This is a genomic window from Ochrobactrum sp. MYb379 (genome assembly GCF_037479515.1).
Taxonomy (GTDB): Bacteria; Pseudomonadota; Alphaproteobacteria; order Rhizobiales; family Rhizobiaceae; genus Brucella.
In genome coordinates this window covers 27303-52380 of sequence record NZ_JBBGYW010000013.1, presented here as the reverse complement: position 1 = coordinate 52380, position 25078 = coordinate 27303, and the positions used below count along the sequence as shown (strand labels likewise).

The following is a 25078-nucleotide window of genomic DNA, read 5'->3' as shown; positions in this document are numbered from 1 at the left end:
GGAGGATGACATGAACAAGCATCCTGCATCTGAAATCAAAGCGGCGCGCATTAAAGGCGGTGTCGCAACCGATCAGCGCCATGACTCAGCGCATAAGCATGTGACGGGTGAAGCGGTCTATATCGACGATATTCCTGAACCCGAAGGCACGCTGCATATCGGTATCGGTTGTTCGACCGTGGCACACGCCAAAATCACCGGAATTGATTTGTCGGCAGTACGCTCTGCCCCCGGTGTGGTCGACGTACTGACTTATAAGGACGTGCCAGGCGAAAACGACGTCTCGCCATCCGGTATGCATGATGATCCGATTTTTGCGGTAGACACTGTGCAATTTCACGGCCAGCCGATCTTTGCGGTTTTGGCCCGCACGCGTGATCAGGCGCGTCGCGCAGCTCGCCTTGCCAAGATAGACTATGAAGAAATGCCCGGCCTGTTTTCGATTTCGAGTCTCGACGGCTACAAAGACAAGCTGGTCTTCACGCCGTTGACGCTTAATCGTGGTGACGCCCGTAAGGCCATTGACGACGCGCCGCGCAAGGTCAAAGCCCGCATGAAAATCGGAGGGCAGGATCACTTTTATCTCGAAGGGCAGGTATCGCTTGCGATCCCCGGCGAAGATGAAGACGTGACGATCTATTGCTCCACGCAGGGGCCAAGCGAAACCCAGCATCTGGTGGCCCATGCGCTTGGCGTTCCGAGCCATTCGGTGACGGTAGAAGTGCGCCGCATGGGTGGCGGTTTTGGCGGCAAGGAAACGCAGTCAAACCAATGGGCGGCAATTGCCGCTATCGCTGCCAAGAAGCACAAACGCGCCGTCAAAATCCGGCTCGACCGTGATGAGGACATGACCTCGACCGGCAAGCGCCATGATTTCGTCGTCGACTACGAAGTGGGCTTTGACGATGCGGGCAATATCCTCGGTGTCGATTATCTGTTCGCGTTGAATGCCGGTTTCTCTGCCGACCTGTCCGGTCCGGTTGGTGATCGCGCGCTGTTTCACTGCGACAATGCCTATTTCTTCCCCGCCGTTCATGCGCAATCCGCGCCGCTTTATACCAATACGGTTTCCAACACGGCCTTTCGTGGTTTTGGCGGTCCGCAAGGCATGGTCGGTGCCGAGCGCGTGATCGAAGAAGTGGCCTTTGCTGTCGGTAAAGATCCGCTCGAAATCCGCAAGCTCAATTTCTATGACGCGATGGGAACAGACGGCACACGCAATGTCACGCCCTATCACCAGAAGGTGGAAGACTGCATCATCCAGCGCATTGTTGCCGAGCTTGAGGAAAGTGCGGATTACGCGAAGCGCCGCGAGGCAATCCGCGAATTCAACGCCAAAAGCCGCTATGTCAAACGCGGCATGTCACTGACGCCAGTGAAATTCGGGATTTCCTTCACCAAGACGGAATCCAATCAGGCCGGTGCGCTGGTGCATGTCTATAATGACGGTTCGGTACATATGAACCATGGCGGAACCGAGATGGGGCAGGGGCTTCATCTGAAAGTGGCGCAGGTGGTTGCTGAAGAATTCCAGATCGACCTTGATCGCGTGAAGATCACCGCAACTACGACCGCGAAAGTTCCAAACACAGCGCCCACGGCGGCATCGTCCGGCGCTGATCTCAATGGTATGGCGGCGCAGGATGCAGCGCGTCAGATCAAGAAGCGCCTTATTCATTTTGCCGCCCAGCAATATCAGGTGCCGGAAAATCAGGTTGTTTTCCTGCCAAACCGCATACGCGTCGGCAATCAGGAAGTCAGCTTCAACGATTTGGTGAAGCAGGCCTATATCGGGCGCGTGCAGCTTTCCGCATCGGGTCATTACAAGACGCCAAAAATCCATTGGGATCGCGCCAAGGGTAAAGGCCACGCCTTCTATTATTATGCCTATGGTGCTGCCTGTTCCGAGGTGTCTGTCGATACATTGACCGGCGAATATGTGGTGGAACGCACCGATATTCTGCACGATACCGGGCGTTCGCTGAACCGCGCTATTGATATTGGACAAGTGGAAGGCGGCTTTGTGCAGGGCATGGGCTGGCTGACCACGGAAGAGCTTGTCTGGGACGATAAGGGCAGGCTGCGCACGCATGCACCATCGACCTATAAGATCCCTCTGGCCTCGGACCGTCCGAAGATTTTCAATGTAGCACTGACCGACTGGTCGGAGGCTTATGAGCCGACGATCCACCGCTCTAAGGCGGTGGGTGAGCCGCCGCTGCCACACGGTATGTCGGTGCTCTATGCGCTGTCGGATGCAGTGGCGAGTGTTGCAGATCATAAGACCAGTCCGCGCCTTGATGCGCCTGCAACGCCCGAGCGTGTCTTGATGGCAATCGAGCGGCTGCGAAGTCAGAGAGGCTGATGCGATGCTGGGCAGGCGGGACGACATAAGGGCGTTTCTGAATAAGCGGCCCGATAGTGTTCTGATCGAAGTCACTGATGTCAGAGGTTCTGCCCCGCGGGATGCGGGGGCTTGGATGCTTGTTGCGCGCGATATGATTTTCCGCACCATTGGCGGCGGGCAACTCGAATATATGGCGATTGACCATGCCCGGAAGATTTTAGCGGGCGGCAAAGATTCCCCGATGGATGTGCCGCTTGGCCCCGAGATCGGACAGTGCTGCGGTGGTCGCGTGGCTTTGGGTTTCAAGCGCGTGAACCGTGGCCTTGCCGAAGAATTGGTCATTAAAGTCGATGCCGAAATTGCCATGCGTCCGCATGTCTATGTTTTTGGCGCTGGCCATGTTGGTGACGCGCTTGCCTATGCATTGTCGCTGACCCCTGTGCGCGTCATTCTGGTCGATACGCGTGAGGCGGAGCTTATGGCCGTCGATGCGCCCGGCGTTGAAACCTGTCTTGCGGCAATGCCGGAACAGGTGGTCCGTTCAGCTCCACCGGCAAGCGCATTCATCGTGCTGACCCATGACCATGCGCTTGATTTTCTGATCGTGGCTGAGGCTTTGCAGCGGGGTGATGCCGTCTATGTTGGCATGATCGGCTCAAAAACCAAAAAAGCCACTTTCAAGAATTGGTTGAAAAACGAATTCGGCAGCGCTGATTTGTTTGAAAATCTCGTCTGTCCGGTTGGTGGTGCAGTTGTCAAAGACAAGCGGCCGGAAGTTATTGCCGCATTGGCTGCGGCGGAGGTTTTGACCTCGGTGCTGGTTTCCAACAAAGTTTTGCAATTGGTTTAGAGCGCATCCCGAAAAGTGTGAAACGGTTTGCGGACAAAGATGTGCGTTAGAATAAATATTTAGAGCGCCGATCTGATTCAATCAGATCGTAACGCGCTCTTAAGCCAGCAATTCCTTGATCTGCCGTTGGCAGCGCTCAGTCATAAAATCGATGATCAGACGCACTTTCGGATCCTGAAAGCGCTTATGCGGATAGATCGCTGCAAGCTGGATTGATGCTGGTGGGGTGCTTTCAAGAATCGGAATCAGCCGCCCGTCGCGGATATATTCCTTCACCTCAAACAGCGGCTTGTTGATGATTCCACGCCCGCCGAGCGCCCATTGCGTCAATACGTCGCCGTCGTCGGAGTCATATGGTCCGGTGACTTCAAACTTGCGCAGGCCCTCTGCGGTTTGTAGCGACCAGTAAAACTCTTTTGAGCCAGGAAAACGCAGCAGAAGGCAGTCGTGCTGATCACCCAACAACTCATCAGGAGACTGTGGAGTGCCGTGTTTTTCGAGATATTCTGGGGCAGCGCAGATCACACGCTCACAGTTTAAAATGCCGCGCATGCGCAGATTGGAATTTTCCAGAACGCCTAATTTGAAAGCAACATCAACGCTTTCGCTCATAATGTCGATCTCATGGTCAGATAGTCGCAGGCGCACTTCTATGTCCGGATATTTGTCGTGAAACTCCGGAATTCCCGATGCAATCAGTCTTCGACCCAGTCCTAAAGGCGCTGTAATCCGAATCGATCCTTTCGGATTTTTGGCCAATTCGGCCACTGCGGCTTCCGCTTCATCGACCGCTTCGAGTATCTTTATCGCACCATCATAAAAGATGCGGCCATGCTCTGTTGGGGTCAGTTTGCGTGTCGTTCTGTTGAAGAGCCGCACGCCCAAATGCTTCTCCAACTCCTTGATTCGATTGCTTGCAACGGCTGGAGAGGCGCGCTGGTCGCGACCTGCTGCCGATAGATTTCCCAATTCGACAACGCGCACAAAAACACGCAGATTATCAAGGTAAGACATGCGTTCGTTCCACCATTGTATAGTTTTTTTTGAAAGTGATGGTCTTGATGCGACGTTCACACAGGCGCAAAGCTTTGGCAAATACAAAAGCAGGGAACGAAAGCGCGTCCCGAAAAGTGTAAAACGGTTTTCGGATAAGATGCGCGTCAAGAACAAGAATGGGAGTGCCGCATGTATGATCTTGCCGTGGCCTGGGACTGGCTGGGCTTCGCTGCGCGGTGGCTACACGTCGTCACCGCAATTGCGTGGATCGGCTCGTCTTTCTATTTTATCGCGCTCGACCTTGGCTTGCGCCAGCGCCCCGGCTTGCCCGTTGGAGCGCATGGAGAGGAGTGGCAGGTGCATGGTGGTGGCTTCTATCACATCCAGAAATATCTGGTTGCACCCGCCGAAATGCCTGAACACCTGACGTGGTTCAAATGGGAATCTTATGCCACATGGCTGTCGGGCTTCACGCTGCTCTGCATCGTTTACTATGCGGGCGCTGATCTTTATCTGGTCGATCCGAACGTACTCGATGTCTCGGCAACCACCGCGATTGCCATTTCGATTGCCTCGCTGGCTTTTGGCTGGATTGTCTACAACACCATCTGCAAGCTAATGCTTGGCAAAAGCGACACGCTTTTGATGGTGATCCTCTACGTCATTCTGGTGTTTATGGCATGGGGCTATACGCATCTGTTCACGGGGCGCGCTGCCTTCCTGCATCTGGGCGCATTTACCGCGACAATCATGTCTGCCAACGTGTTCATGGTCATTATTCCGAACCAGAAAATCGTGGTGGCCGATCTCATTGCCGGTCGCAAGCCCGATCCGAAATACGGCAAGATCGCCAAGCAGCGTTCCACGCATAACAACTATCTGACGCTGCCGGTTCTGTTCCTGATGCTCTCGAACCATTACCCGCTGGCATTTGGCACCGAGTTTAACTGGATCATCGCTTCGCTGGTGTTCCTGATGGGCGTTACAATCCGCCATTGGTTCAACACGCGCCATGCCCGCAAAGGCAATCCAACTTGGACATGGCTCGTGACGGTGCTGCTGTTCATCGTGATCATGTGGCTGTCCACTGTGCCGAAAATCTTGACGGGCGAACCGGAAGAGCAAAAGATTTCATCGTTACAGCAGAGTTTCATTTCGGACCCGCACTTTGATAAGGTGCGGGATACCGTTCTCGGACGCTGTGCGATGTGTCATGCTAAGGAGCCCGGCTGGGAAGGCATCATCGCGCCACCGAAGGGCGTAGTGCTTGAAAATGATCGGGAAATCGCGGCCCATGCCCGTGAAATCTATTTGCAGGCTGGTCGTTCCCATGCCATGCCGCCTGCCAATGTGACCGGCGTGAGCAATGAGGAGCGCAAGCTTCTCGCTTCCTGGTATGAATCTGCGACTGCTGGAGCAAAGCAATAATGACCAAACTTCTCATCCGTGGCCGTGTGCTGAGTTTTCGTGAAGAACCGCAAAGTCTGGATGATGCGCAATCTTATCGCTATATCGAAGATGGAGCCGTTCTGGTCGAAAATGGCCGTATCGCGCGCCTCGGTGACTATGCCGATGTGAGCGCCGAAGTGGGCCATGATGTTCAGGTTGCCGACCATCGCCCGCATCTCATTTTGCCGGGTTTCATCGATACACATATTCACTACCCACAGACGCAGGTTATCGCGTCCTATGCGGCCAATCTTCTTGAGTGGCTCAACACCTATACATTCGTGGCAGAGCAGAAATTCGCCGATGAGCAGCACGCGGAATTTATCGCTGAGCGCTTTCTGGATGAGCTGATCCGCCATGGCACAACGACCGCCGTTGCCTATTGTTCGGTGCATCCGCAAAGCGTCGATGCCTATTTCCGTGCATCGCAACATCGCAATATGCGTATGCTGGGCGGCAAGGTGATGATGGACCGCAACGCGCCGCCAGCACTGTGCGACACGGCACAATCGGGTTATGATGACAGCAAGCAGCTGATTGCCCGCTGGAACGGCAAGGACCGGCTTGATTATGTGATTACGCCGCGTTTTGCGATTACCTCAACACCAGAACAGTTGGAAGCAAGTCAGGCGCTTGCCCGCGAGCATCCTGAATGCTTTATCCAGACTCATCTGTCGGAAAACCACGAAGAAATCGAGTTTACGAAGTCGCTCTATCCCGATGCGCCGGATTATCTTGGCATCTATGAGCATTATGGGCTTCTCGGCGAAAAGACATTGCTCGGTCATTCCATTCATCTGGAAGATCGTGAAGTGGGCGTCATGGCGGAAACCGGCTCAATTGCAGTCTTCTGCCCGACTTCGAACCTGTTTCTCGGCTCTGGGCTTTTCGACCGTGATCGCCTCAAAGCATCGGGCGTGCGTATGGCAGTGGCTACCGATGTTGGCGGCGGCACCAGCTTCTCGATGCTGCGCACGATGGACGAGGGCTACAAGGTTCTGCAATTGCGTGGCAACCGGCTCAATCCGTTCCAGTCATTCTACATGATGACGCTCGGCAATGCTCGTGCACTATCGATGGAAGACAAGATCGGTACGCTCGAAGAAGGCACCGAAGCCGACATCGTGGTGCTCGATTCCTCTGCCACCTCGGCAATGCGCTTGCGCATGGCAGCCGTTTCAACACTCGAGCAGGAATTGTTCCTGCTGCAAACGCTGGGCGATGATCGCGCAATTGTTGAAACATATGTGGCGGGCAAGCCGCTAAAGGCTGAATTGGCCTAAAAAATCTCTGGAGGAGGGAGAGGGAGTACCTGCGGCGGAGAAATCTGCAGCGGGTCTTTCTTTTTTGATTAAAGTTCCTCCGGACGTTTGCCGCCCATTGCATGGGTCAGGTCATCGGCTGTAGACCGAATGAGTGGCCCCAGTTCTTCGAGCTTTTGCCGGGGCAAACGAACCGCAGGCCCGGACACGGAAATCCCTGCAATCGCCTCGCCATGCTCATTGAAAATAGGCGCCGCGATGCAGCACATACCAAGCGTATGCTCTTCATCATCAATCGACCAGCCCCGTGTGCGGGTTGCCTGAATGTCTTTCAGCAGTAGAGGCAATGTATCGAGCGTACGTTGTGTAAACTGCTCGAGCGCTTTGCCTGAAAGCGTGCGCGCAATTTGGGTATCCGACCATGTGGACAGAACTGCTTTGCCAATACCGGATGCATGGATAGGTCCACGCCGTCCTGGACGAAAGAAAGCGCGCATCGGCGCGTGGCTTTCGACTTGCGAGATAAACACCACATCACCATCATCTTCGATGCCGATATTGGCGGTCTCGCCGCTCGCTTCCATCAATGATTTGAGATAGGGCCGCGCCAGTGTGCCGAGCTTGCGGAAACGGCGAAACGCATTGCCAATTTCAAACGCCTTGACACCAATGGTCCAGTCGCCGCTTTCCAGATCATGAGAAACCATGCCGTGATTGGCGAGCGAGGTCAGAAGCCGGTGCACGGTGGAAGGCGCCATCCCACTTTCATCAGCAAGATCGGTCAACGTCGAGCCATCATTTTCGGCAATCAGCGCCAGAAGCTTGAGACTGCGATCCAGAACCTGAACGGAGGAAGGTGCCGCGTTTTCCGCAGCCTTGCGGCCCCGCTTTGCTTTTACCTGTTCCATTAGCCACCTCCGATTCCCTGCTCTCTCATCACTACCGCATCCATGTTCTCTCCGAAAGTGCATGTCGATTATCTCCATTTCGTTGAAAATCCTTATTTCCATAGAATGGTATGCATTTCCATTTTTATAGAATAGATTTTTGTTATGGATTATTTTTCCGTTGGAGGAGATCAACATGGCCAGAATGCGTGCAGTGGATGCAGCCATACTTGTGCTGGAGAAAGAAGGGATCGATTGCGCATTTGGTGTGCCAGGTGCTGCGATCAATCCGTTTTATTCGGCCATGCGGGCGCGGGGTTCGATCCGTCACATTCTGGCGCGTCATGTTGAAGGCGCTTCCCATATGGCGGAAGGTTACACCCGAGCAAAACACGGCAATATTGGCCTTTGCATCGGAACATCCGGCCCGGCTGGCACCGATATGATCACCGGGCTTTACTCGGCATCAGCAGATTCAATTCCAATCCTCTGCGTTACAGGCCAAGCACCCCGCGCGCGCCTCGACAAGGAAGACTTTCAGGCAGTGGATATCGCCAAGATCGCGGCCCCTGTCACCAAATGGGCGGTCACGGTTATGGAGCCTGCACTGGTGCCTTTTGTTTTCCAAAAGGCATTTCATATCATGAAGTCGGGTCGCCCCGGCCCGGTGCTGATCGATCTGCCGATCGATGTCCAACTCGCCGAAATCGAGTTTGACATCGATACTTATCAGCCAATGGAGGCTTACAAGCCATCAGCCACCCGCGCACAGGCTGAAAAAGCCATTGCGATGTTGAATGATGCGGAACATCCGCTGATCGTAGCGGGTGGCGGCATCATCAATGCCGATGCTTCCGATCTTCTGGTTGAGTTTGCTGAAATCACCGGCATTCCGGTTATCCCGACCTTGATGGGCTGGGGCGTTATCCCTGATGATCACCGCCTCATGGCGGGCATGTGTGGTCTTCAGACCTCGCATCGCTATGGCAACGCGACGCTATTGGCTTCAGATATGGTTATCGGTATTGGCAATCGCTGGGCCAACCGTCACACCGGCAATGTGGAAACCTATAAGAAAGACCGCAAATTTATCCATATCGATATTGAACCCACCCAGATTGGCCGTGTGTTCGCACCGGACTTCGGTATCGTTTCGGATGCTGCCAAAGCGTTAAAACTGCTGCTGGATGTTGCCACCGAATGGAAGACGGCAGGTAAGCTGCGCGATTGGTCCGGCTGGGCGCAAGAATGCGCTGAGCGCAAAAAAACCATGCTGCGCAAGACGCATTTTGATCAAACGCCGTTGAAGCCTCAGCGCGTTTATGAAGAGATGAACCGGGCCTTTGGCCGCGATACTTGCTATGTCACCACAATTGGTCTGAGCCAGATTGCTGGTGCGCAGTTCCTGCATGTTTATCGCCCGCGCAACTGGATCAATTGCGGTCAGGCTGGTCCATTGGGCTGGACATTGCCAGCAGCACTTGGCGTTCGCGCGGCTGATCCAGATCGCCCGATTGTTGCACTGTCCGGCGATTATGATTTCCAGTTTATGATTGAAGAGCTGGCGGTCGGCGCACAGCACAAGCTGCCTTACATTCATGTGGTCGTGAACAATTCCTATCTCGGCCTAATCCGTCAGGCGCAACGCGGCTTTAATATGGATTTCGAGGTCAGCCTGGCATTTGATAACATCAACGCATCGGGCGATGCCGAAAAGGGCTATGGCGTCGATCATATCGCGGTTGCCGAAGGACTGGGCTGCAAGGCGATCCGGGTGCGAAGCCCCAACCAGTTTGCCGAGAGTTTTGAACAGGCAAAGGCGTTGATGGAAGAACATCAGGTGCCGGTTGTGCTTGAATTCATTCTCGAACGTGTCACCAATATCTCCATGGGAGCCGACATCGATCAGGTTGTCGAGTTTGAGGAACTGGCCGAGCGTGGCGAAGATGCGCCAACTGCAATTGCGGCTTTATTAGATTAATTTCGGAGGAATGGGCTATGCCAAGATTTGCAGCCAATCTGACTATGCTTTTTAATGAAGTGCCGTTTATGGAGCGCTTTGCACTGGCAGCGAAAGCGGGTTTCAAAGGGGTCGAATATCTCTTCCCGTATGACTTCAATCGTCACGAGCTGAAGGCAGCACTGGACCGTCATAATCTGGCACAGGTGCTGCACAATCTGCCCGCAGGAAACTGGGCTGGTGGCGAGCGCGGTATTGCCGTTCTGCCGGATCGGATTGACGAGTTTCGCCGTGGTATTGCCGATGCAATTGACTATGCGACTGCGCTCAATTGTTCGCAGGTCAATTGCCTCGCGGGACTTGCGCCGCAAGGCGTCGATCCCGATGCATTGCGCGCAACGTTCGTGAGCAATCTGCGGCTTGCCGCGCGCGAATTTGGCAAGCATGGCATTCGTTTGCTGATCGAGCCGATCAACCATTACGACATGCCGGGCTTTTATCTCAACACGGTCGAACAGGCGGTGTCGATCATTGATGAAGTCGGCAGCAACAACCTGTTTATCCAATATGATCTTTATCACCAGCAGCGCACGCGCGGCGAACTCATCGCCACCTATGAGCGCTACAAGCCGCTGATAGCACATATTCAGCTGGCCGATAATCCGGGGCGCAACGAGCCGGGCACGGGCGAAATCAACTATCCATATGTGTTCGAAGCGCTGAAAAATGCTGGCTACACGGGTTGGATTGGTTGCGAATACAAGCCGAAGACCACCACTGAGGAAGGTCTTAGTTGGTTTAAACAAGATCAAGCCGAACGGCTGACTGCATAGGGGGAATGGCTATGACAAATATCGGTTTTATCGGGCTTGGCATCATGGGCAAGCCAATGGCGCAGCATTTACAAAATGCAGGCTATAAGCTTTTTACCTCCAAGCATACGCAACCGCCGCACAAGGACTTGCTAGATGCAGGGCTGACTGTCCTCGACACCCCAAAGGCAGTCGCAAGCGAATGCGAAATGACCATTCTCATGCTGCCGGATACGCCGCAGGTTGCCGATGTATTGTTCAGCGAAGGCGGCGTTGCCGAAGGTTTGGGCAAAGGCAAAACGCTCATTGATATGAGCTCAATTTCGCCGATTGAAACCAAGGAATTTGCCAAAAAAGTCCGGGCAACGGGTGCGGAATATATCGACGCGCCGGTATCGGGCGGAGAAGTTGGCGCGAAGAATGCCAGCCTTTCGATTATGGCAGGCGGTGCGCAGGGTGCGTTTGATAAGGCGCTGCCGCTCCTAAAACTCATGGGCAAAAACATCACGCTGGTTGGCGATTGCGGTGATGGGCAAACCACCAAGGTCGCCAATCAGATTATTGTCGCGCTCAATATTGAAGCCGTAGCTGAAGCGCTGGTCTTTGCGTCTAAGGCGGGTGCCGATCCGGCAAAGGTGCGTGAAGCGCTGATGGGTGGCTTTGCTTCTTCGCGTATTTTGGAAGTGCACGGCGAACGCATGATCAAGCGCACATTCGATCCGGGTTTCCGTATTTCGCTGCACCAGAAGGATTTGAATCTTGCTTTGCAGGGCGCGAAAGCATTGGGCGTTTCGCTACCAAATACGTCAATGGCACAGGAACTGTTCAACTCATGCGCAGCGCATGGCGACGATGGTCTCGATCATTCCGGACTGGTGCGTGCGCTGGAGCGAATGGCCAATCATGATGTGGCTTAATTCAAGAGATTAATTCTCTGGAGGGGAGAACATGGAGCTGGCGATCTGGAGGGAGATGGCTGGCTCCATTGCTTTTATATGCGCAGCACGAAATAGTGTTGTGAAATAACAATAATATCGGGAATCTCATGACTGCCATCAACGATCCGAAGAAGTTTCTGACCAGCCTGTTCGATGCAGCGGTTGCGGCTGCTGATCCTGAACTGGTGATCCGCGCCAATTTGCCTGCCAAGCCCAAAGGCCGGACGATTGTGATTGGTGCGGGCAAAGGTTCGGCGCAGATGGCAGCAGCTTTTGAGCGCGCATGGGCAGAGCGGCATGAGGGCGAGGACGCGCCAATCGAAGGTGTTGTCGTCACGCGCTATGGCTATGGTGCGCCTTGCAACACGATTGAGATCATCGAAGCATCGCATCCGGTGCCTGATGATGCCGGGCTTGGGGCCTCAAAACGGCTGTTTGATGCGGTATCCAACCTCACTGAAGATGATCTTGTTGTGGCGCTGATTTCTGGTGGTGGCTCGGCTTTGTTGCCATCGCCACCTAAAGGTCTGACGCTTGCTGACGAGATCGCCGTCAACAAAGTATTGCTGGCGTCCGGTGCGCCGATATCGGCCATGAATGCCGTGCGAAAGCATCTCTCGACTATTAAAGGCGGAAGGCTGGCAGCAGCGGCGCATCCTGCCAAAGTCTTCTCGCTGGTAGTGTCCGATATTCCCGGTGACAACCCCGCCTTTGTGGCGTCCGGCCCGACTGTGCCTGATGAAACGAACCGCGACGAAGCGCTCAAAATTATCGAAAGCTATAGACTTGAACTGCCCGATGCCGTGCTCGCACATATCAAAAGCGAGAAATCGCATGCGCCGAAGCCTGACGATAAGATCTTTGCTGACAACGAAGTGCGGGTGATCGCATCAGCAGCCGTGTCGCTGGAAGCAGCCGTCAAAGAAGCGCAGCGGCATGGCGTTGAAGCGGTGATCCTGTCCGATTCAATAGAGGGTGAGGCGCGCGAAGTCGCGCATGTTCATGCGGCAATCGCGCGGGAAGTGGCGGATCGTGATCGCCCGTTCAAAAAACCGATTGTTCTGCTTTCCGGTGGTGAGACCACTGTGACCATCCGCGCCAAAGGCGGCAAGGGTGGCCGCAACAGCGAGTTTCTTCTGGCTTTCGCGCTTGATATTGATGGCTATGGGAATATTCACGCGCTGGCCGCAGATACGGACGGCATTGACGGTTCGGAAGATAATGCCGGTGCCTTTGCCGATGGCACCACCGCTTCGCGTTTGCGCGATGCGGGTGAGGATGGCGCTGCACGGCTGAATACCAATGATGCATGGAGCGCGTTTGATGCGATTGGCGATCTGTTCACGCCGGGGCCAACCGGCACCAATGTCAACGATCTCCGCGCTATTTTGATAATGGCTTAGTTTCGTCGTCGATCAGGATGCGCGTTGCCGCTCCATCCAGATCTTCATACTGGCCGTTTTTCAATGACCATAGAAATCCGGCAAGGCCCAGAATACCCAGGCCAAGCGCAATTGGAATCAGGAAAAGAAGTCCGCTCATTTGTGCGCTTCCTTGAGAATGACAGCCGGCGCGACCTTGTTTTGCGCCTGCTGTTTTTGTTTTCCGGCCCTAAGCCGCATGGCGTTACTGACAACCACAATCGATGACAACGACATTGAAAGTGCTGCCACCAGCGGCGTGACATAGCCGAAAATCGCAATCGGCACAGCAATGATATTATAGCCGATGGAAAGTGCAAAGTTCTGGCTGATCAACCGACCCGCTTCTTTTGACACCGCAAAAGCCAGCGGAACAGCAGACAGGCTTTCACGCAGGAACACGAAATCGGCGGCGTTGCGGCCAATGTCGGCCGCGGTTGCTGGAGCCATCGAAACATGCGCCGCCACAAGCGCTGGCGCATCGTTCAGCCCATCGCCGACCATCAGGACTTTACGACCATCAGCTGCCAGACCCTGCACAAGCTCCGATTTATCGGCAGGCAGAACTTCACCACGATATTGATCAACACCGAGATAGGCAGCAAGCTTTTTCACTGCAGGCAGTTTGTCGCCCGAGATAATTTCAAGCTTCAAACCATTACGCTTCAGCGTACCAATCGCGGCAGCTGCATCTTCGCGTGGCTGATCTTCAAAGCGGAAGGTTTCAACAAGCATGCCATTGATGGACAGGCAAGTTTCCGGGCCATCTGACAGCGCAGCGTTCGTGTTTCTGTCCGCCCATTCGCGTTTGCCAAGACGATAAATCGTTCCGCTCAGCTCTGCCTCGATGCCAGCGCCGGGAATTTCCTCAATGCGCGTGAAAGCCGTCATCTGCTTTGCACCGGAAAACAGCGCAAGCGCGCGCGAAAGCGGATGGCGCGAATAAAGCGATAGTTCAGATGCAATTTCCAAATTGTTCGGATTGACCGCATCAAGATCAATCAGGCGAGGCTGACCAAGTGTCAGCGTGCCGGTTTTGTCGAATACGGCCGTGTCGATCTCGGCCATACGTTCCATGGCAGAGCCGTCCTTGATCATGATGCCGTTTTCAAACAGGCGACGCGCTGCGACCACCTGAACGATGGGAACTGCCAGTGCCAGCGCACAGGGACAGGTGATTATCAGCGTGCAGATCGCAATGTAAATAGAACGATACCAGTCGCCGCCCGTATAAATCATCCAGCCGACAAAAGCCGCAAAGGCAATCGTATGTACCATCGGCACATAGAGTTCCGACGCGCGATCAGCGAGGCGGCGATAGAATGCGCGACCACCTTCGGCCACATCCATCAGACGCACCATTTCAGCGAGGAAGGAATCCTTGGCTTCAGCGGTCGCACGAATGACGAGCGGGGCAGACAAGTTGATGGTTCCGGCGCGAATATCCGAGCCGGGGCCGACAGGCACCGCATCGCTTTCGCCTGACGCAATCGCGCAATCGAGTTCGGAACGACCGTCTTCGACCTTGGCATCTACCGGCACACGTTCGCCTGCGGCAAGGATGATTCGCATTCCGGGGCGGATTTCATTGACCGGCAGATAGTTGCGCTCGTCATTTTCGCCAATCACCACCGCACCGCGCGGGCTTAATTGCGCCAGACCACGCACCGCAGAACGTGCGCGTGCGCGCATGAGATAGTCGAGCGTGCGGCCAATCAGCAGGAAGAACAGCAGCGAGACAGAAGCGTCGAAATAGGCATGCTGGCCGTGGTTCATTGTTTCATAAACGCTCATGCCAAAGGCGAGCGAAATGGCGAGCGCGATTGGCACATCCATGTTCACGCGGCGCGCGCGCAGCGCATTCCATGCAGAAACGTAGAAAATCCGGCCCGAATAAATCAGGGTCGGCAGGGCGATCAGACCGGAAATCCAGTGAAACATATCGCGGGTGGCAGCATCTGCACCTGACCAGACGGCAACCGACAACAACATCACATTACTGGATGCAAAGGCTGCCACACCAAGTGCAATCAGCAGCCGCGTGAAGGTCGGGTCTTTGTCCTGCACCATATCGAAAATATGCGCTTCATAACCAAGGCGGCGTAGCGGATCGACAACATCGGGCGGCGTTTCGCCATCCTTCCAGCGAATGGTAACGCGGCGCGCGGTGAGATTGACGCGCACATATGCAACTCCGCTAATCTTGCCCAGAGCGTCTTCAATAGTCTTGATGCAAAGCCCGCAATGAACGCCGGGAACTGAGAGATCAAGCTGGCGCAGACCATCGCCGAGTGCACGGCTTGCGACCAGCATTTCATCCGGTGAAACCGACTGAATGACGGTCGCTATTTGTGCATTTTCAACGCAACAACTCATAAGATCCTCCCGTCCTTCACAAGAACGCGGATGATGTGACGATAGGGGTCTTCAAGGTTGTAATCGTCTCTGGCGACGGCGTTGACTTCCATGATCCAGGCACCTTCATCGAGCGCTAGCGGAGCGCTGAGCAAACCGTCTTCTGCAACAGTGAGGTCCACTTTTGTGTCATGCGCATCACCGACAGGGCGCTTGAATTCTACCGTGCCGCCCGTCATCACAACGGCCTTGCCGTCGCGATCATTCAGGCGCCACGAGAACACACCTTCTTCGAGCGCTGGCTGAGACTGCCAGCCAAGCGCTGCCTGCTCTTTTCCAGTCTCTGCTTTGTCGTTGAACTCCTGACTGGCGACATAGGTGTTCTTGACGACCAGTCCGCTCCAACTGCTCACAGCCTTATAAGCCATGGTCATATTGACCGCGATGATGACACCGAAGAACGCGAACATAATACCCAGCATGTGCCAACCGGTGAAGCCATTGGTGGTTTTTGATTTCACTGACATCATTTCTTCTCCGGAGCCATGAAGGTTGCTTTGTAACGTGCATGTTCCGCGCCGTCCGCGTCACGCACTTCGATTTCATAGTCGGAGCGCTGCTCCGTAATGGCATCATGCGGCAGGGTTACGAAAACCCGCAATGTTTTCAGCCGGTCGGGTTCAACGGGTATATCGTAATCGCCCTCTGCATTCAGGTTTTCATCTTGCACAGTCAGTTTCGCGCCGGGTAGACCTTCAATCGAAAGGCGGAACGTGCGCGGAACCGGGATCATGTTGAGCAGCTTGACCGTGTAGCCGTTGCGGATCGAACCATCCGACAGCAGCACATATTGCGGTGCGCGATCATGCAATACATTGATACCGATACGCTGACGCATCGAGAGCGAAATAACCAGTGTCAGACCGATCAACGCCCAGACGATGAAATAGAACAGAGTGCGCGGACGAAGAACCTTCTTCCACGACAGATGTTCAACCGCGGGGGACAGCTTGTTCGGTGTTTCATACACCCGCGCCGGATTGATTGGCGCGGTGCCATTATTGGTGGCAAGCGCCATGTTCCAGTCATAGTCGGCAAGCGTTGCATAGGAAATCAATCCCCGCTCTTTGCCGACTTTATCCATGACGCTGTCGCATGCATCAATGCAGAGTGCGCAGGTGATGCACTCGAGCTGCTGGCCATCGCGAATATCAATCCCCATCGGGCAGGCAGCAACACAGGCATTACAATCCACGCAGTCGCCGACGGTTTCACCCGCTGCGAGTGCCTTCTTGGAATGGCGTGAGCGTGGTTCGCCGCGCCAGTCATTATAGGTCACAGTCAGCGAGTTTTCATCCAGCATTGCGGCCTGAATGCGTGGCCATGGGCACATATAAGTGCAGACCTGCTCGCGCATCAGTCCACCGAAAATATAGGTGGTGGCGGTGAGGATCGCGACAGTCATATAGGCGACGGAGGCTGCTTGACCGGTGACAAAATCCACCAGCAGCGTGGGCGCATCAGCAAAGTAGAAAATCCACGCGCCGCCGGTCAGAACACCGATGATAATCCAGACCGTATGCTTGGTGACACGCTTCCAAACCTTTTCAAAAGACCAAGGCGCTTTGTCGAGCTTCATGCGGGCATTGCGGTCGCCTTCAATAGCGCGCTCGACAACCAGATAAAGATCGACCCAGACGGTTTGCGGACAGGTATAACCGCACCATGCGCGGCCCGCCGCCGATGTCACCAGAAACAAACCAAGGCCCGCCATGATGAGCAGACCTGCGACGTAATAAAATTCTTGCGGCCAGATTTCGACGAAGAGGAAATAGAAGCGACGATTGGCAAGATCGATCAGCACTGCCTGATCGGGCGCATAGGGGCCGCGATCCCAGCGCAGAAATGGCGTCAGGTAGTAAATACCCAACGTGATGAACATGATGATCCACTTGAAGCGGCGGAAATTGCCCTTCACACGCTTCGGAAATATCTTTACCCGTGCCGCGTACAACGACTGCCGGATATTGGGGGAATTGACTGCCTGAACGTCTATCCGTTCGACATCGTCTGACATTTGCCTTGCTCCTCAAGCGCGAGGCCGACAGACAGAAGCTGGCTTGCCGGTTGTTTCGCACTTGTCTTGATTGAGAGCGGGGTGATTATTCGCCGTCCGTTCTTATGTATTTCTCGTTTGGCTGGCCCCGAATTGCCGTCAAGCCGGGGCCAGCTGAAGCTTGGATGCTATTATTCACCACCGCCGAGCGAGTGGACGAAGATTGCGAGCTGCTTGACGGTTGCGTCGCCAAGACGTGCTTCCCATGCAGGCATCACGCCATGTTTTGGACGCGCAACCTGCTTGGCGATTGCGTCTTCACCAGAACCGTAGAACCAGATCGCATCGGTAAGGTTTGGCGCGCCAAATTCGCGCAAGCCCTTCGCATCTGCGCCGTGGCAGACAGCGCAGTTTTCCGCGAAGACCTGCTTGCCAGCCGGGATCATATCCGGGTTATGCGGTGTGCCCGAAAGGCTGACCACATAGGCCGCAACGTCACGAACCTGTTCTGGTTCAAGCACATCGACAAAGGCTGGCATTTCCGAAACGCGGGTATCCGCGTCATCGGGCGAACGCACGCCATGACGGATGGTCGTCAGAATGTCGTCAACCGAACCACCCCAGAGCCAGTCATCATCGTTGAGGTTTGGATAGCCCGGTGCGCCCTGTGCACCAGTGCCGTGGCACTGTACGCAGTTCACGCGGAACGCTGCTGCACCGCCAGCAATCGCATATTGGCGCAGGTTTTCATCCGCGATGATCTCATGCACGTCCTTGGCATTAATCTGGTCCATAATGCCCTGACGGTCAGCTGCGATCTGTGCGTTTTCCTTCCAGAAATCGCCCCGGCTCGACCATTCATAAAGACCTGCCGTCGAGCTTGAGATCAGCGGCCATGCCGGATAGGCAATCACATAGGCTGCGGCCCAAACGATGGTCGCGTAAAAGGTCCACAGCCACCAGCGTGGCATTGGGTTGTCGAGTTCCTGAATACCGTCCCATTCATGGCCGGTTGTGGGTACGCCACTGACTTCATCAACTTGTTTGTCAGTCATTTTTGTCGTCCTTGAACGGTATTTCCTTCGCTTCATCGGCTTTCTTTTTGCTTCCCGGACGGAAAGCAAAAAGAATAACGAAGACGAAGAACAGAGCCATCGCGAGCAGGCCCCAGCTATCGGCGAAAGTGCGCAGGGTATTGTAATCCATGGCTAATTCTCCGCGTTATCGTGCTTTGGGGGACTGGTCGTAGGTCGAGAAGTCGACGAGCGTGCCGAGCATCTGGAGATAGGCAATCAATGCATCCATTTCCGAGATGACCTGCGGGTTGCCGTCAAAGTCGCCAACTTTCGCTTTGGGGTAGCGTTCGAGAAGGGCAGTTGTATCGGCATCCGGCTCTGCCTGCGCTTTAAGATCAGCAAGCGCGTTATCGACCATCTCTTGGCTATAAGGCACGCCAACAGCAACGTTGGCTTTGAGATTGGCCGAAATATCGCTGATTTTCAGCGGGTTTTTCAGCAGGAAGCCGTAATTCGGCATAACCGATTCCGGCACCACGTCACGCGGGCGCACCAGATGCTGCACATGCCATTCGTTGGAATAGCGGCCACCGACGCGCGCGAGGTCTGGCCCCGTGCGCTTCGATCCCCATTGGAACGAATGGTCATACATGGATTCCGCTGCCAGAGAGTAATGGCCGTAACGTTCCACTTCATCGCGGAACGGACGGATCATCTGGCTGTGGCAGAGGTAGCAGCCTTCACGCACATAGATGTCGCGGCCCGCCAGTTCCAGCGGTGAATAGGGACGCATCCCTTCCACCTTCTCGATGGTATTTTCGAGATAGAAAAGCGGGGCGATTTCCACGATGCCGCCGACAGTCACAACAGCCAGCGAGGCGATCAGCAACAGCGTTGCGTTTTTCTCCAGTGTGGAGTGTTTTTTCAGAAAAGACATAAATCACACTCCTTATTCGGCTGGCTGAACAGCTGCGCCAACCACAGGCTGCGCACCGCCCATTGGGGCTTCTTTGCGCAGATTGCCGCGAATGGTCTGATAGACGTTCCAGGCCATAACCAGTCCACCGGCGAGGTAGAGCACGCCGCCCAGCGTACGGATGACGTAGTAAGGGAACATGGCAGCTACGGTTTCGACGAACGAGTAAACGAGGAAGCCCTGGCTGTCGTATTCGCGCCACATCAGACCCTGCTGGATACCGGCAACCCACATGGCGGCGGCGTAAAGCACGATGCCGAGTGTCGCTAACCAGAAGTGCCAGTTGACCATACGGATCGAATAGAGACGTTCGCGGTTCCACAGCTTTGGTGTCAGGTAATAGACAGCCGCGAAGGTAATCATGCCGTTCCAGCCAAGAGCACCCGCATGAACGTGACCAATGGTCCAGTCGGTGTAGTGCGACAGCGAGTTAACCGCTTTGATCGACAGCATTGGACCTTCAAAGGTTGCCATGCCGTAGAAGGCGATCGCAGCAACCATCAGACGGATGATCGGATCGGTACGTACCTTGTCCCATGCACCTGAAAGCGTCATCAGACCGTTGATCATGCCACCCCAAGAAGGCATCCACAGCATGATCGAGAACACCATGCCAAGCGTCTGCGCCCAATCGGGAACAGCCGTGTAATGCAGGTGGTGAGGACCAGCCCAGATATAGAGGAAGATGATCGACCAGAAGTGCACGATCGATAGACGGTAGGAGTAAACCGGACGGTTCGCCTGCTTTGGTACGAAATAATACATCATGGCGAGGAACGGTACGGTCAGGAAGAACGCCACCGCGTTATGACCATACCACCACTGCGTCACAGCGTCCTGTACGCCTGCGAAAGCTGAATAGCTTTTCACGCCGAGGAATGAGACTGGGATCGCCAGATTGTTGATGATGTGCAACATCGCAATTGTGACGATGAATGACAGGTAGAACCAGTTTGCCACATAGATATGTGGCTCCTTGCGCCGCAAGACGGTGCCAAGGAACACGGCGAGATAGGCGACCCAGACAATGGTCAGCCAGATATCGACATACCATTCTGGTTCAGCATATTCGCGCGATTGCGTAATGCCGAGCAGGTAGCCTGTTGCAGCCATCACGATGAAGAGGTTGTAACCCCAGAACACGAACCATGCGAGATCGCCGCCGAACAGGCGTGCGCGACAGGTGCGCTGCACGACATAAAATGACGATGCGATCAAGATGTTGCCGCCAAATGCGAATACAACGCCCGATGTGTGCAATGGGCGCAGGCGACCGAAGTTGAGATAAGGCTCAAAGTTCAGATCAGGGAAAGCGAGCTGTGCTGCGATAAGCACGCCGACCAGAAACCCAACCACACCCCAAAACACGGTCGCGATAACGCCATAGCGGATCGGCCCGTCAATATAGGTCGACGTATCGACCTTTTTTGGCGTCAGGCTGTAATCAGCATTACGCATCAGCAGAATGGTGAAAATGGCGAGTACGGCGAACAGAATCCACATATGGGTTCTGAACAACTCATCATGAGAAAATCCGGCCAGAAGCACGGCAAAAAGTGCTCCCAGACCAGACAGGACTGTTCCAGCGGCGTAGTTCATGTAATCCCCTCGCAGCGCAAGTCAGAAACTGTCTTAATGAAGACAGCTATGTCGATAGCCCCTCTATCGACATTTCTCGGTTACGTGTCATTGATCTAAATCAAATAGCGCTTGTTTGGGATGCGACGAATTGGGAGTTTTGGGGGAGTGGGCCTGTCAGCTCTGGAGCGCCTAGCCGCTTATTCCGTAGCCTGGGCGGGGATAATGACAAGGGCGCGCAAGCCACCTTCCGGGCGATTGCGAAGTTGAACCTCGCCACCCATGCGTGTCGTGGCCATCTTGACGATAGCAAGGCCAAGGCCGCTGCCATTTTCACTTCTGTTGGCACCGCGATAAAAACGCTCGGTTACATGCGCCATATCTTGCGGCGGAATGCCGGGACCGTCATCCTCGACAGTGAAAACAACCTGATCACCCGTCTTTTCGAGGCTGCATCGCACCGAGCCGCCTTCAGGTGAATGGTTGACGGCATTCTCGATCAGGTTGCGCATGGCAAGCGTGAAAAGATGCGGATATTGCATTGTAACAAGCGGTAGATTGTTGGGCAGTTCAATTTTTACGCCACGATGCGCTGCAAGCATACGCATGTCAGTGGAGATCGAGACCAGCAGCTGACAGGCGGGTTCCGGTGCTGGTGGCTCCATTTCATCGCCCGTTTCAAGGGCGGCAAGATCCAGCAACTGATTGACGAGACGGCTGGTGCGATCAACACCCGCCGCAATCTGCCGGACTGCATTGATGCGCATGGCGTCGTCTTTGGCACCCTCCGCGATCTGTGCCTGTGTCTTGAGACCCGCAAGCGGGGTCTTGAGTTCATGTGCGGCGAAGATCGCAAAATTGCGCTCGCGTTCACGCGCTTCCTCAACGCGATGAAAGAGATCGTTCAACGCAGAGACCGCGGGAGTAATTTCCGACGGCAGATTGTCCTGTGGTAACGGCCGCAAATCCCGCGCATCGCGTTTCGATAAAGTGCGAGCGAGGTTGCTCAGCGGGTTAAGTCCGCGCCTGACATAGAGCCAGATTAGCAGAGCCAGAATTGGCAGCATCAACAGCGCTGGCAAAATCACGCCCGTCACCACATTTTGCACCAGTCGCTCACGCACTGATAGGCTGTCACCCACCATCACACGCAGCCCGAGCTTGGTGTTTTCCACCGCAAAGACCCGCCAGCGTTCACCTGCAACGAGGGTATCGGAAAAGCCGTTAGCAACATCGGTTAACCGCTCACCCGGAGCGCTTTCAGACCGCCCCACAAGCCTGCCGTCGATTGCCCAAATCTGGCAGAAAAGCTGGCGGTCATAATGAGGAAAATCATCCATCGGTTTAAATGAAAGCTGCCCGCCGTCACCATCGGGATTAACCTCAACACGCCGCTCGGTGAGCAACGAATTGACCATGCGCGCAGCTTCCATCAGGCGCGCATCCAGCACTTTTTCAAGTTTTGATTGGGTGCTGACATGTATCCAGATCACGGCGAAAAGCCAGACAAGACAAGTGATGCCGATCAATATGCCGGTGAGACGATTGCGGAGCGAATTCATGCCTGTGCTCCGCCGAGCCTGTAGCCGACACCGCGCACGGTTTCGATGAAGCCAGCGCCAAGCTTGGATCGCAAGTGATGGATATGCACCTCGACTGCGTTGCTTTCGACTTCTTCTTGCCAGCCATATAGCGCTTCTTCAAGCGATGACTTTGAAACAGTGGCGGTTGGGCGTTCCATCAATGCGCGCAATATTGAAAATTCACGACGTGTCAGGCGCAGCGGTTCGCCGTTGAATTGCACCGACATTTCGGCAGGATCAAGCTCCACGCCGCGCCATTCAAGGGTGCTGCTTGCGCGCCCGGTACCGCGCCGGGCAATGGCGCGCACACGCGCCGCCAATTCATGCAGATCGAATGGTTTGCCGACATAATCATCAGCCCCAGCATCTAGCCCTGCAATGCGCTCCGGCACCTGATCACGCGCGGTCAGCAACAGGACTGGCGTATCATCGCGGGCCTGTCGCATGGCTTTGAGAATGTCCAGACCAGAACCATCTGGCAGCATCAGATCAAGCACAACGGCATTATAGTTTTGCGCAGCAAGCGCGGCATCCGCATCGCCACAACTCGCCACCGCATCCACGGTAAAGCCAGCCAATCCCAGCCCCACGGATAGCCCGTCGAGCAGGATTGGATCGTCTTCAACCACCAGAATGCGCATGTTTTCCTGTTTCCGCCTTGTTTTATTCGTATGTGGCTTTTTGCTTCGCCAGCTTAAGGCTGCCTTAAGCTGGCAACAGCATTTGCTTTTTACAACCTAATTCATTTTCGAGAATCAGATTACCCAAATGCGTCTCTTCGCGATACTCGCCATCTTTGTTGTGGCCATTCTCTCACCAGCGCTGGCCGCAAATCCGCTGCCGGTGGATGATGCTTTTCGTCTAAGTGTTGTGAAGGATGGCGACAACCGGCTCCTTCTTAACTGGCAGATTTCCGATGGCTATTATCTTTATCGCGATCATATCGAAGCAAAAGATGCGAAAGGCGCAGCACTCACCGTTGATACGCAACCGGGTATCGCCAAGGATGACCCGAATTTCGGACGCCTCGAAGTCTATTACACACGTACGAGTGCAAGTGTTCCTGCAGGCAGTGAACCCATTCAGCTGACCTATCAGGGATGTCAGGAAGACGGCATTTGCTATCGGCCTGAAACCCGCACGATAGATCCCGTAACGCTCGCCGTCAGCTCTCAGATGGGGAAGGCGTTTACGAGCGGCTCGGTGTTCACCGCCGCATCAGCTCCAATAGCTGAGAGCAAAGCTTTCGCGCTCGCCCCCGAAAAAGGCATGATCGAAAATCTTCTCGATCAGGGCGGTTCGGCACTGGTGATTGCGGCTTTCCTTGCTTTCGGTGTGCTGCTGGCCTTTACGCCTTGCGTGTTTCCAATCTATCCGATCGTCGCGAGAACGCTGGCGCGGGAAGGTGAAAAACTGACGGCAAAACGCGGCTTTGTTCTTTCCAGCACCTATGTGGTGAGCCTCGCTTTGGGCTTTGCAGTCGTTGGTGCAATTGCAGGCTGGTCGGGCCAGAACCTACAAATGGTGCTGCAATCCAAATGGATGGCGCTGGCACTGGCTGGCATCTTCACATTGCTGGCTTTGTCGATGTTCGGCCTGTTCCAGCTTCAGCTCCCATCGTCATGGGTCAGTGCAATTTCCGCAAAAACCGGTCAGCGCACGGGATCTAAGCGCTCTGCTGCAATCCTCGGTTTCTCGTCTGTTTTGATTGTCGGGCCTTGCGTGACTGCGCCGCTGGCTGGCGCGCTGCTTTATATTGCGCAGACGGCTAATGTTGCACTTGGAGCCAGCGCGCTCTTCGCGCTTGGCATCGGCAAAGGTCTGCCACTGATTGCTTTTGCGACGCTGGGTGCGGGCACGCTTCCGCGTGCAGGCGCATGGATGGAAGCGGTCAAACAGGTGTTTGGCTTTGGTTTTCTTGCCACGGCCATTTTCATGGCTGCACCTTTGCTGCCATCAGGCGTGGATATGGTTCTGTGGGCTTTGCTGCTGTTTGGCGTGGCGTGCTTCGCATTTATGAAAGTCCCGCATCGCAACCTTGTTGCGCGCACGATTGGAGCGGCTGCGTTTGTCTATGGCGTTATTCTGATGGTGGGTGTTGCGTCTGGCGGTCGCGATCCGTTGCAACCGCTGACAGCATTAGCTAATCGAGATGTTAACCATAATTCAGCCGCGTTACGATTCGCGCCGGTTGAAACGGTTTCTGCCCTTCAGGAAAAGCTGGACGCGGCGCACGGCGATAAGCCGACGCTGGTCTATTTTACGGCAGACTGGTGTGTCAGTTGCTCCGCTGTGGAGCGGCGCGTCCTGCCGGATGCAGGCGTGAAGAAAGCGCTTGGCGGATATCAGCTTATCAAAGCCGATGTCTCGGACCTTAATGCGGGCAATGCCGATCTGATGGCAAAGCTCAGAGTGGCAGGTCCGCCGACCATGATTTTCTTCAACAATGCCAGTAAAGAACCTGAAGGTACACGATTGGTTGGCGATGTTTCGTCAGCAACGATTGAGCGTTCGGTGGGGCTTCTGAATGCCACGCAGAAGCAGGGCGGCGCTTTTAATTAGATACGGCTTGGGCAAAGTAGGGTTGGGGAA

21 protein-coding genes are annotated in these 25078 nt (G+C 54.8%); 9 read left to right on the top strand and 12 right to left on the bottom strand.

Going from position 1 to position 25078, the window contains the following annotated elements; genetic code table 11:
* Nucleotides 1-10: 10 nt before the first annotated feature.
* Nucleotides 11-2365, top strand: coding sequence for a xanthine dehydrogenase molybdopterin binding subunit (xdhB, locus tag WH356_RS18905; protein ID WP_339513570.1), 2355 nt, complete (start codon nt 11-13; stop codon nt 2363-2365).
* A gap of 4 nt (nt 2366-2369) precedes the next feature.
* Nucleotides 2370-3197, top strand: coding sequence for a xanthine dehydrogenase accessory protein XdhC (xdhC, locus tag WH356_RS18900; RefSeq protein WP_339513568.1), 828 nt, complete (start codon nt 2370-2372; stop codon nt 3195-3197).
* Between the two features lie 99 nt (nt 3198-3296).
* Here the strand turns inward: xdhC and WH356_RS18895 are convergent, their stop codons facing one another.
* Nucleotides 3297-4211 carry a LysR family transcriptional regulator gene (locus WH356_RS18895; protein WP_339513566.1) on the bottom strand — a complete coding sequence of 305 codons (915 nt, stop codon included), beginning with the start codon at nt 4209-4211 and terminating at the stop codon, nt 3297-3299.
* 171 nt (nt 4212-4382) lie between these two features.
* On the opposite strand from WH356_RS18895, the gene WH356_RS18890 reads away from it, so the two are divergent.
* Both WH356_RS18890 and guaD read left to right on the top strand, forming a co-directional pair.
* Complete coding sequence (locus WH356_RS18890) at nt 4383-5621, top strand: urate hydroxylase PuuD (RefSeq protein ID WP_339513564.1); 1239 nt, start codon at nt 4383-4385, stop codon at nt 5619-5621.
* Nucleotides 5621-6925, top strand: a complete 1305-nt coding sequence (gene guaD / locus WH356_RS18885; RefSeq protein WP_339513562.1) for a guanine deaminase — start codon at nt 5621-5623, stop codon at nt 6923-6925. The genes WH356_RS18890 and guaD overlap by 1 nt, the downstream gene beginning before the upstream one ends.
* Before the next feature lie 68 nt (nt 6926-6993).
* On the opposite strand, the gene WH356_RS18880 is transcribed toward guaD, so the two are convergent.
* Nucleotides 6994-7812, bottom strand: coding sequence for an IclR family transcriptional regulator (locus tag WH356_RS18880; RefSeq protein WP_339513560.1), 819 nt, complete (start codon nt 7810-7812; stop codon nt 6994-6996).
* Between the two features lie 175 nt (nt 7813-7987).
* On the opposite strand from WH356_RS18880, the gene gcl reads away from it, so the two are divergent.
* From gcl to WH356_RS18860, 4 genes are all read left to right on the top strand, one after another.
* Entirely contained in the window at nt 7988-9772 is a 1785-nt protein-coding gene (gcl, locus tag WH356_RS18875; RefSeq protein WP_339513558.1) for a glyoxylate carboligase, read from the top strand.
* Between the two features lie 17 nt (nt 9773-9789).
* A complete protein-coding gene (gene hyi, locus WH356_RS18870; protein ID WP_339513556.1) occupies nt 9790-10584 on the top strand; it encodes a hydroxypyruvate isomerase in 795 nt (264 codons plus the stop codon).
* 11 nt (nt 10585-10595) lie between these two features.
* Nucleotides 10596-11480, top strand: coding sequence for a 2-hydroxy-3-oxopropionate reductase (locus WH356_RS18865; protein ID WP_339513554.1), 885 nt, complete (start codon nt 10596-10598; stop codon nt 11478-11480).
* Nucleotides 11481-11608: 128 nt separating this feature from the next.
* On the top strand, nt 11609-12904 hold the full coding sequence (locus WH356_RS18860; RefSeq protein ID WP_339513552.1) for a glycerate kinase type-2 family protein: 1296 nt from the start codon (nt 11609-11611) through the stop codon (nt 12902-12904).
* On the opposite strand, the gene ccoS is transcribed toward WH356_RS18860, so the two are convergent.
* From ccoS to WH356_RS18810, 10 genes are all read right to left on the bottom strand, one after another.
* Complete coding sequence (ccoS, locus tag WH356_RS18855) at nt 12885-13043, bottom strand: cbb3-type cytochrome oxidase assembly protein CcoS (protein ID WP_339513550.1); 159 nt, start codon at nt 13041-13043, stop codon at nt 12885-12887. The two genes, WH356_RS18860 and ccoS, sit on opposite strands and share 20 nt — an antisense overlap.
* Nucleotides 13040-15298, bottom strand: coding sequence for a cation-translocating P-type ATPase (locus WH356_RS18850; RefSeq protein ID WP_339513548.1), 2259 nt, complete (start codon nt 15296-15298; stop codon nt 13040-13042). Before WH356_RS18850 ends, ccoS begins: the two co-directional genes overlap by 4 nt.
* On the bottom strand, nt 15295-15804 hold the full coding sequence (locus tag WH356_RS18845) for a FixH family protein (RefSeq protein WP_339513664.1): 510 nt from the start codon (nt 15802-15804) through the stop codon (nt 15295-15297). Before WH356_RS18845 ends, WH356_RS18850 begins: the two co-directional genes overlap by 4 nt.
* Nucleotides 15804-17354 (bottom strand): cytochrome c oxidase accessory protein CcoG, encoded by a 1551-nt coding sequence (gene ccoG / locus WH356_RS18840; protein ID WP_339513546.1) that lies wholly within the window; start codon nt 17352-17354, stop codon nt 15804-15806. Before ccoG ends, WH356_RS18845 begins: the two co-directional genes overlap by 1 nt.
* A gap of 170 nt (nt 17355-17524) precedes the next feature.
* Nucleotides 17525-18388 carry a cytochrome-c oxidase, cbb3-type subunit III gene (ccoP, locus tag WH356_RS18835; protein WP_339513544.1) on the bottom strand — a complete coding sequence of 288 codons (864 nt, stop codon included), beginning with the start codon at nt 18386-18388 and terminating at the stop codon, nt 17525-17527.
* A complete protein-coding gene (locus WH356_RS18830) occupies nt 18381-18539 on the bottom strand; it encodes a CcoQ/FixQ family Cbb3-type cytochrome c oxidase assembly chaperone (RefSeq protein WP_024896091.1) in 159 nt (52 codons plus the stop codon). Before WH356_RS18830 ends, ccoP begins: the two co-directional genes overlap by 8 nt.
* 15 nt (nt 18540-18554) lie before the next feature.
* The gene (gene ccoO, locus WH356_RS18825; protein ID WP_339513539.1) at nt 18555-19286 is read right to left on the bottom strand and encodes a cytochrome-c oxidase, cbb3-type subunit II; all 732 of its coding nucleotides are present in this window, start codon (nt 19284-19286) and stop codon (nt 18555-18557) included.
* Nucleotides 19287-19298: 12 nt separating this feature from the next.
* A complete protein-coding gene (gene ccoN / locus WH356_RS18820; RefSeq protein WP_339513537.1) occupies nt 19299-20924 on the bottom strand; it encodes a cytochrome-c oxidase, cbb3-type subunit I in 1626 nt (541 codons plus the stop codon).
* 179 nt (nt 20925-21103) lie between these two features.
* Complete coding sequence (locus WH356_RS18815; RefSeq protein WP_339513535.1) at nt 21104-22465, bottom strand: ATP-binding protein; 1362 nt, start codon at nt 22463-22465, stop codon at nt 21104-21106.
* The gene (locus tag WH356_RS18810) at nt 22462-23127 is read right to left on the bottom strand and encodes a response regulator transcription factor (protein WP_339513533.1); all 666 of its coding nucleotides are present in this window, start codon (nt 23125-23127) and stop codon (nt 22462-22464) included. The genes WH356_RS18815 and WH356_RS18810 overlap by 4 nt, the downstream gene beginning before the upstream one ends.
* A 127-nt stretch (nt 23128-23254) precedes the next feature.
* Here WH356_RS18810 and dsbD point away from each other — a divergent pair, with 127 nt between their 5' ends.
* Nucleotides 23255-25048: a protein-disulfide reductase DsbD gene (gene dsbD, locus WH356_RS18805; RefSeq protein ID WP_339513531.1), complete on the top strand. Its 1794-nt coding sequence runs from the start codon at nt 23255-23257 to the stop codon at nt 25046-25048.
* Nucleotides 25049-25078 lie beyond the last annotated feature (30 nt).

Coding starts and splice junctions, on each gene's coding strand:
- xdhB (WP_339513570.1), top strand. CDS start 11: ATGAACAAGCATCCTGCATCTGAAATCAAAGCGGCGCGCATTAAAGGC.
- xdhC (WP_339513568.1), top strand. CDS start 2,370: ATGCTGGGCAGGCGGGACGACATAAGGGCGTTTCTGAATAAGCGGCCC.
- WH356_RS18895 (WP_339513566.1), bottom strand. CDS start 4,211: ATGTCTTACCTTGATAATCTGCGTGTTTTTGTGCGCGTTGTCGAATTG.
- WH356_RS18890 (WP_339513564.1), top strand. CDS start 4,383: ATGTATGATCTTGCCGTGGCCTGGGACTGGCTGGGCTTCGCTGCGCGG.
- guaD (WP_339513562.1), top strand. CDS start 5,621: ATGACCAAACTTCTCATCCGTGGCCGTGTGCTGAGTTTTCGTGAAGAA.
- WH356_RS18880 (WP_339513560.1), bottom strand. CDS start 7,812: ATGGAACAGGTAAAAGCAAAGCGGGGCCGCAAGGCTGCGGAAAACGCG.
- gcl (WP_339513558.1), top strand. CDS start 7,988: ATGGCCAGAATGCGTGCAGTGGATGCAGCCATACTTGTGCTGGAGAAA.
- hyi (WP_339513556.1), top strand. CDS start 9,790: ATGCCAAGATTTGCAGCCAATCTGACTATGCTTTTTAATGAAGTGCCG.
- WH356_RS18865 (WP_339513554.1), top strand. CDS start 10,596: ATGACAAATATCGGTTTTATCGGGCTTGGCATCATGGGCAAGCCAATG.
- WH356_RS18860 (WP_339513552.1), top strand. CDS start 11,609: ATGACTGCCATCAACGATCCGAAGAAGTTTCTGACCAGCCTGTTCGAT.
- ccoS (WP_339513550.1), bottom strand. CDS start 13,043: ATGAGCGGACTTCTTTTCCTGATTCCAATTGCGCTTGGCCTGGGTATT.
- WH356_RS18850 (WP_339513548.1), bottom strand. CDS start 15,298: ATGAGTTGTTGCGTTGAAAATGCACAAATAGCGACCGTCATTCAGTCG.
- WH356_RS18845 (WP_339513664.1), bottom strand. CDS start 15,804: ATGTCAGTGAAATCAAAAACCACCAATGGCTTCACCGGTTGGCACATG.
- ccoG (WP_339513546.1), bottom strand. CDS start 17,354: ATGTCAGACGATGTCGAACGGATAGACGTTCAGGCAGTCAATTCCCCC.
- ccoP (WP_339513544.1), bottom strand. CDS start 18,388: ATGACTGACAAACAAGTTGATGAAGTCAGTGGCGTACCCACAACCGGC.
- WH356_RS18830 (WP_024896091.1), bottom strand. CDS start 18,539: ATGGATTACAATACCCTGCGCACTTTCGCCGATAGCTGGGGCCTGCTC.
- ccoO (WP_339513539.1), bottom strand. CDS start 19,286: ATGTCTTTTCTGAAAAAACACTCCACACTGGAGAAAAACGCAACGCTG.
- ccoN (WP_339513537.1), bottom strand. CDS start 20,924: ATGAACTACGCCGCTGGAACAGTCCTGTCTGGTCTGGGAGCACTTTTT.
- WH356_RS18815 (WP_339513535.1), bottom strand. CDS start 22,465: ATGAATTCGCTCCGCAATCGTCTCACCGGCATATTGATCGGCATCACT.
- WH356_RS18810 (WP_339513533.1), bottom strand. CDS start 23,127: ATGCGCATTCTGGTGGTTGAAGACGATCCAATCCTGCTCGACGGGCTA.
- dsbD (WP_339513531.1), top strand. CDS start 23,255: ATGCGTCTCTTCGCGATACTCGCCATCTTTGTTGTGGCCATTCTCTCA.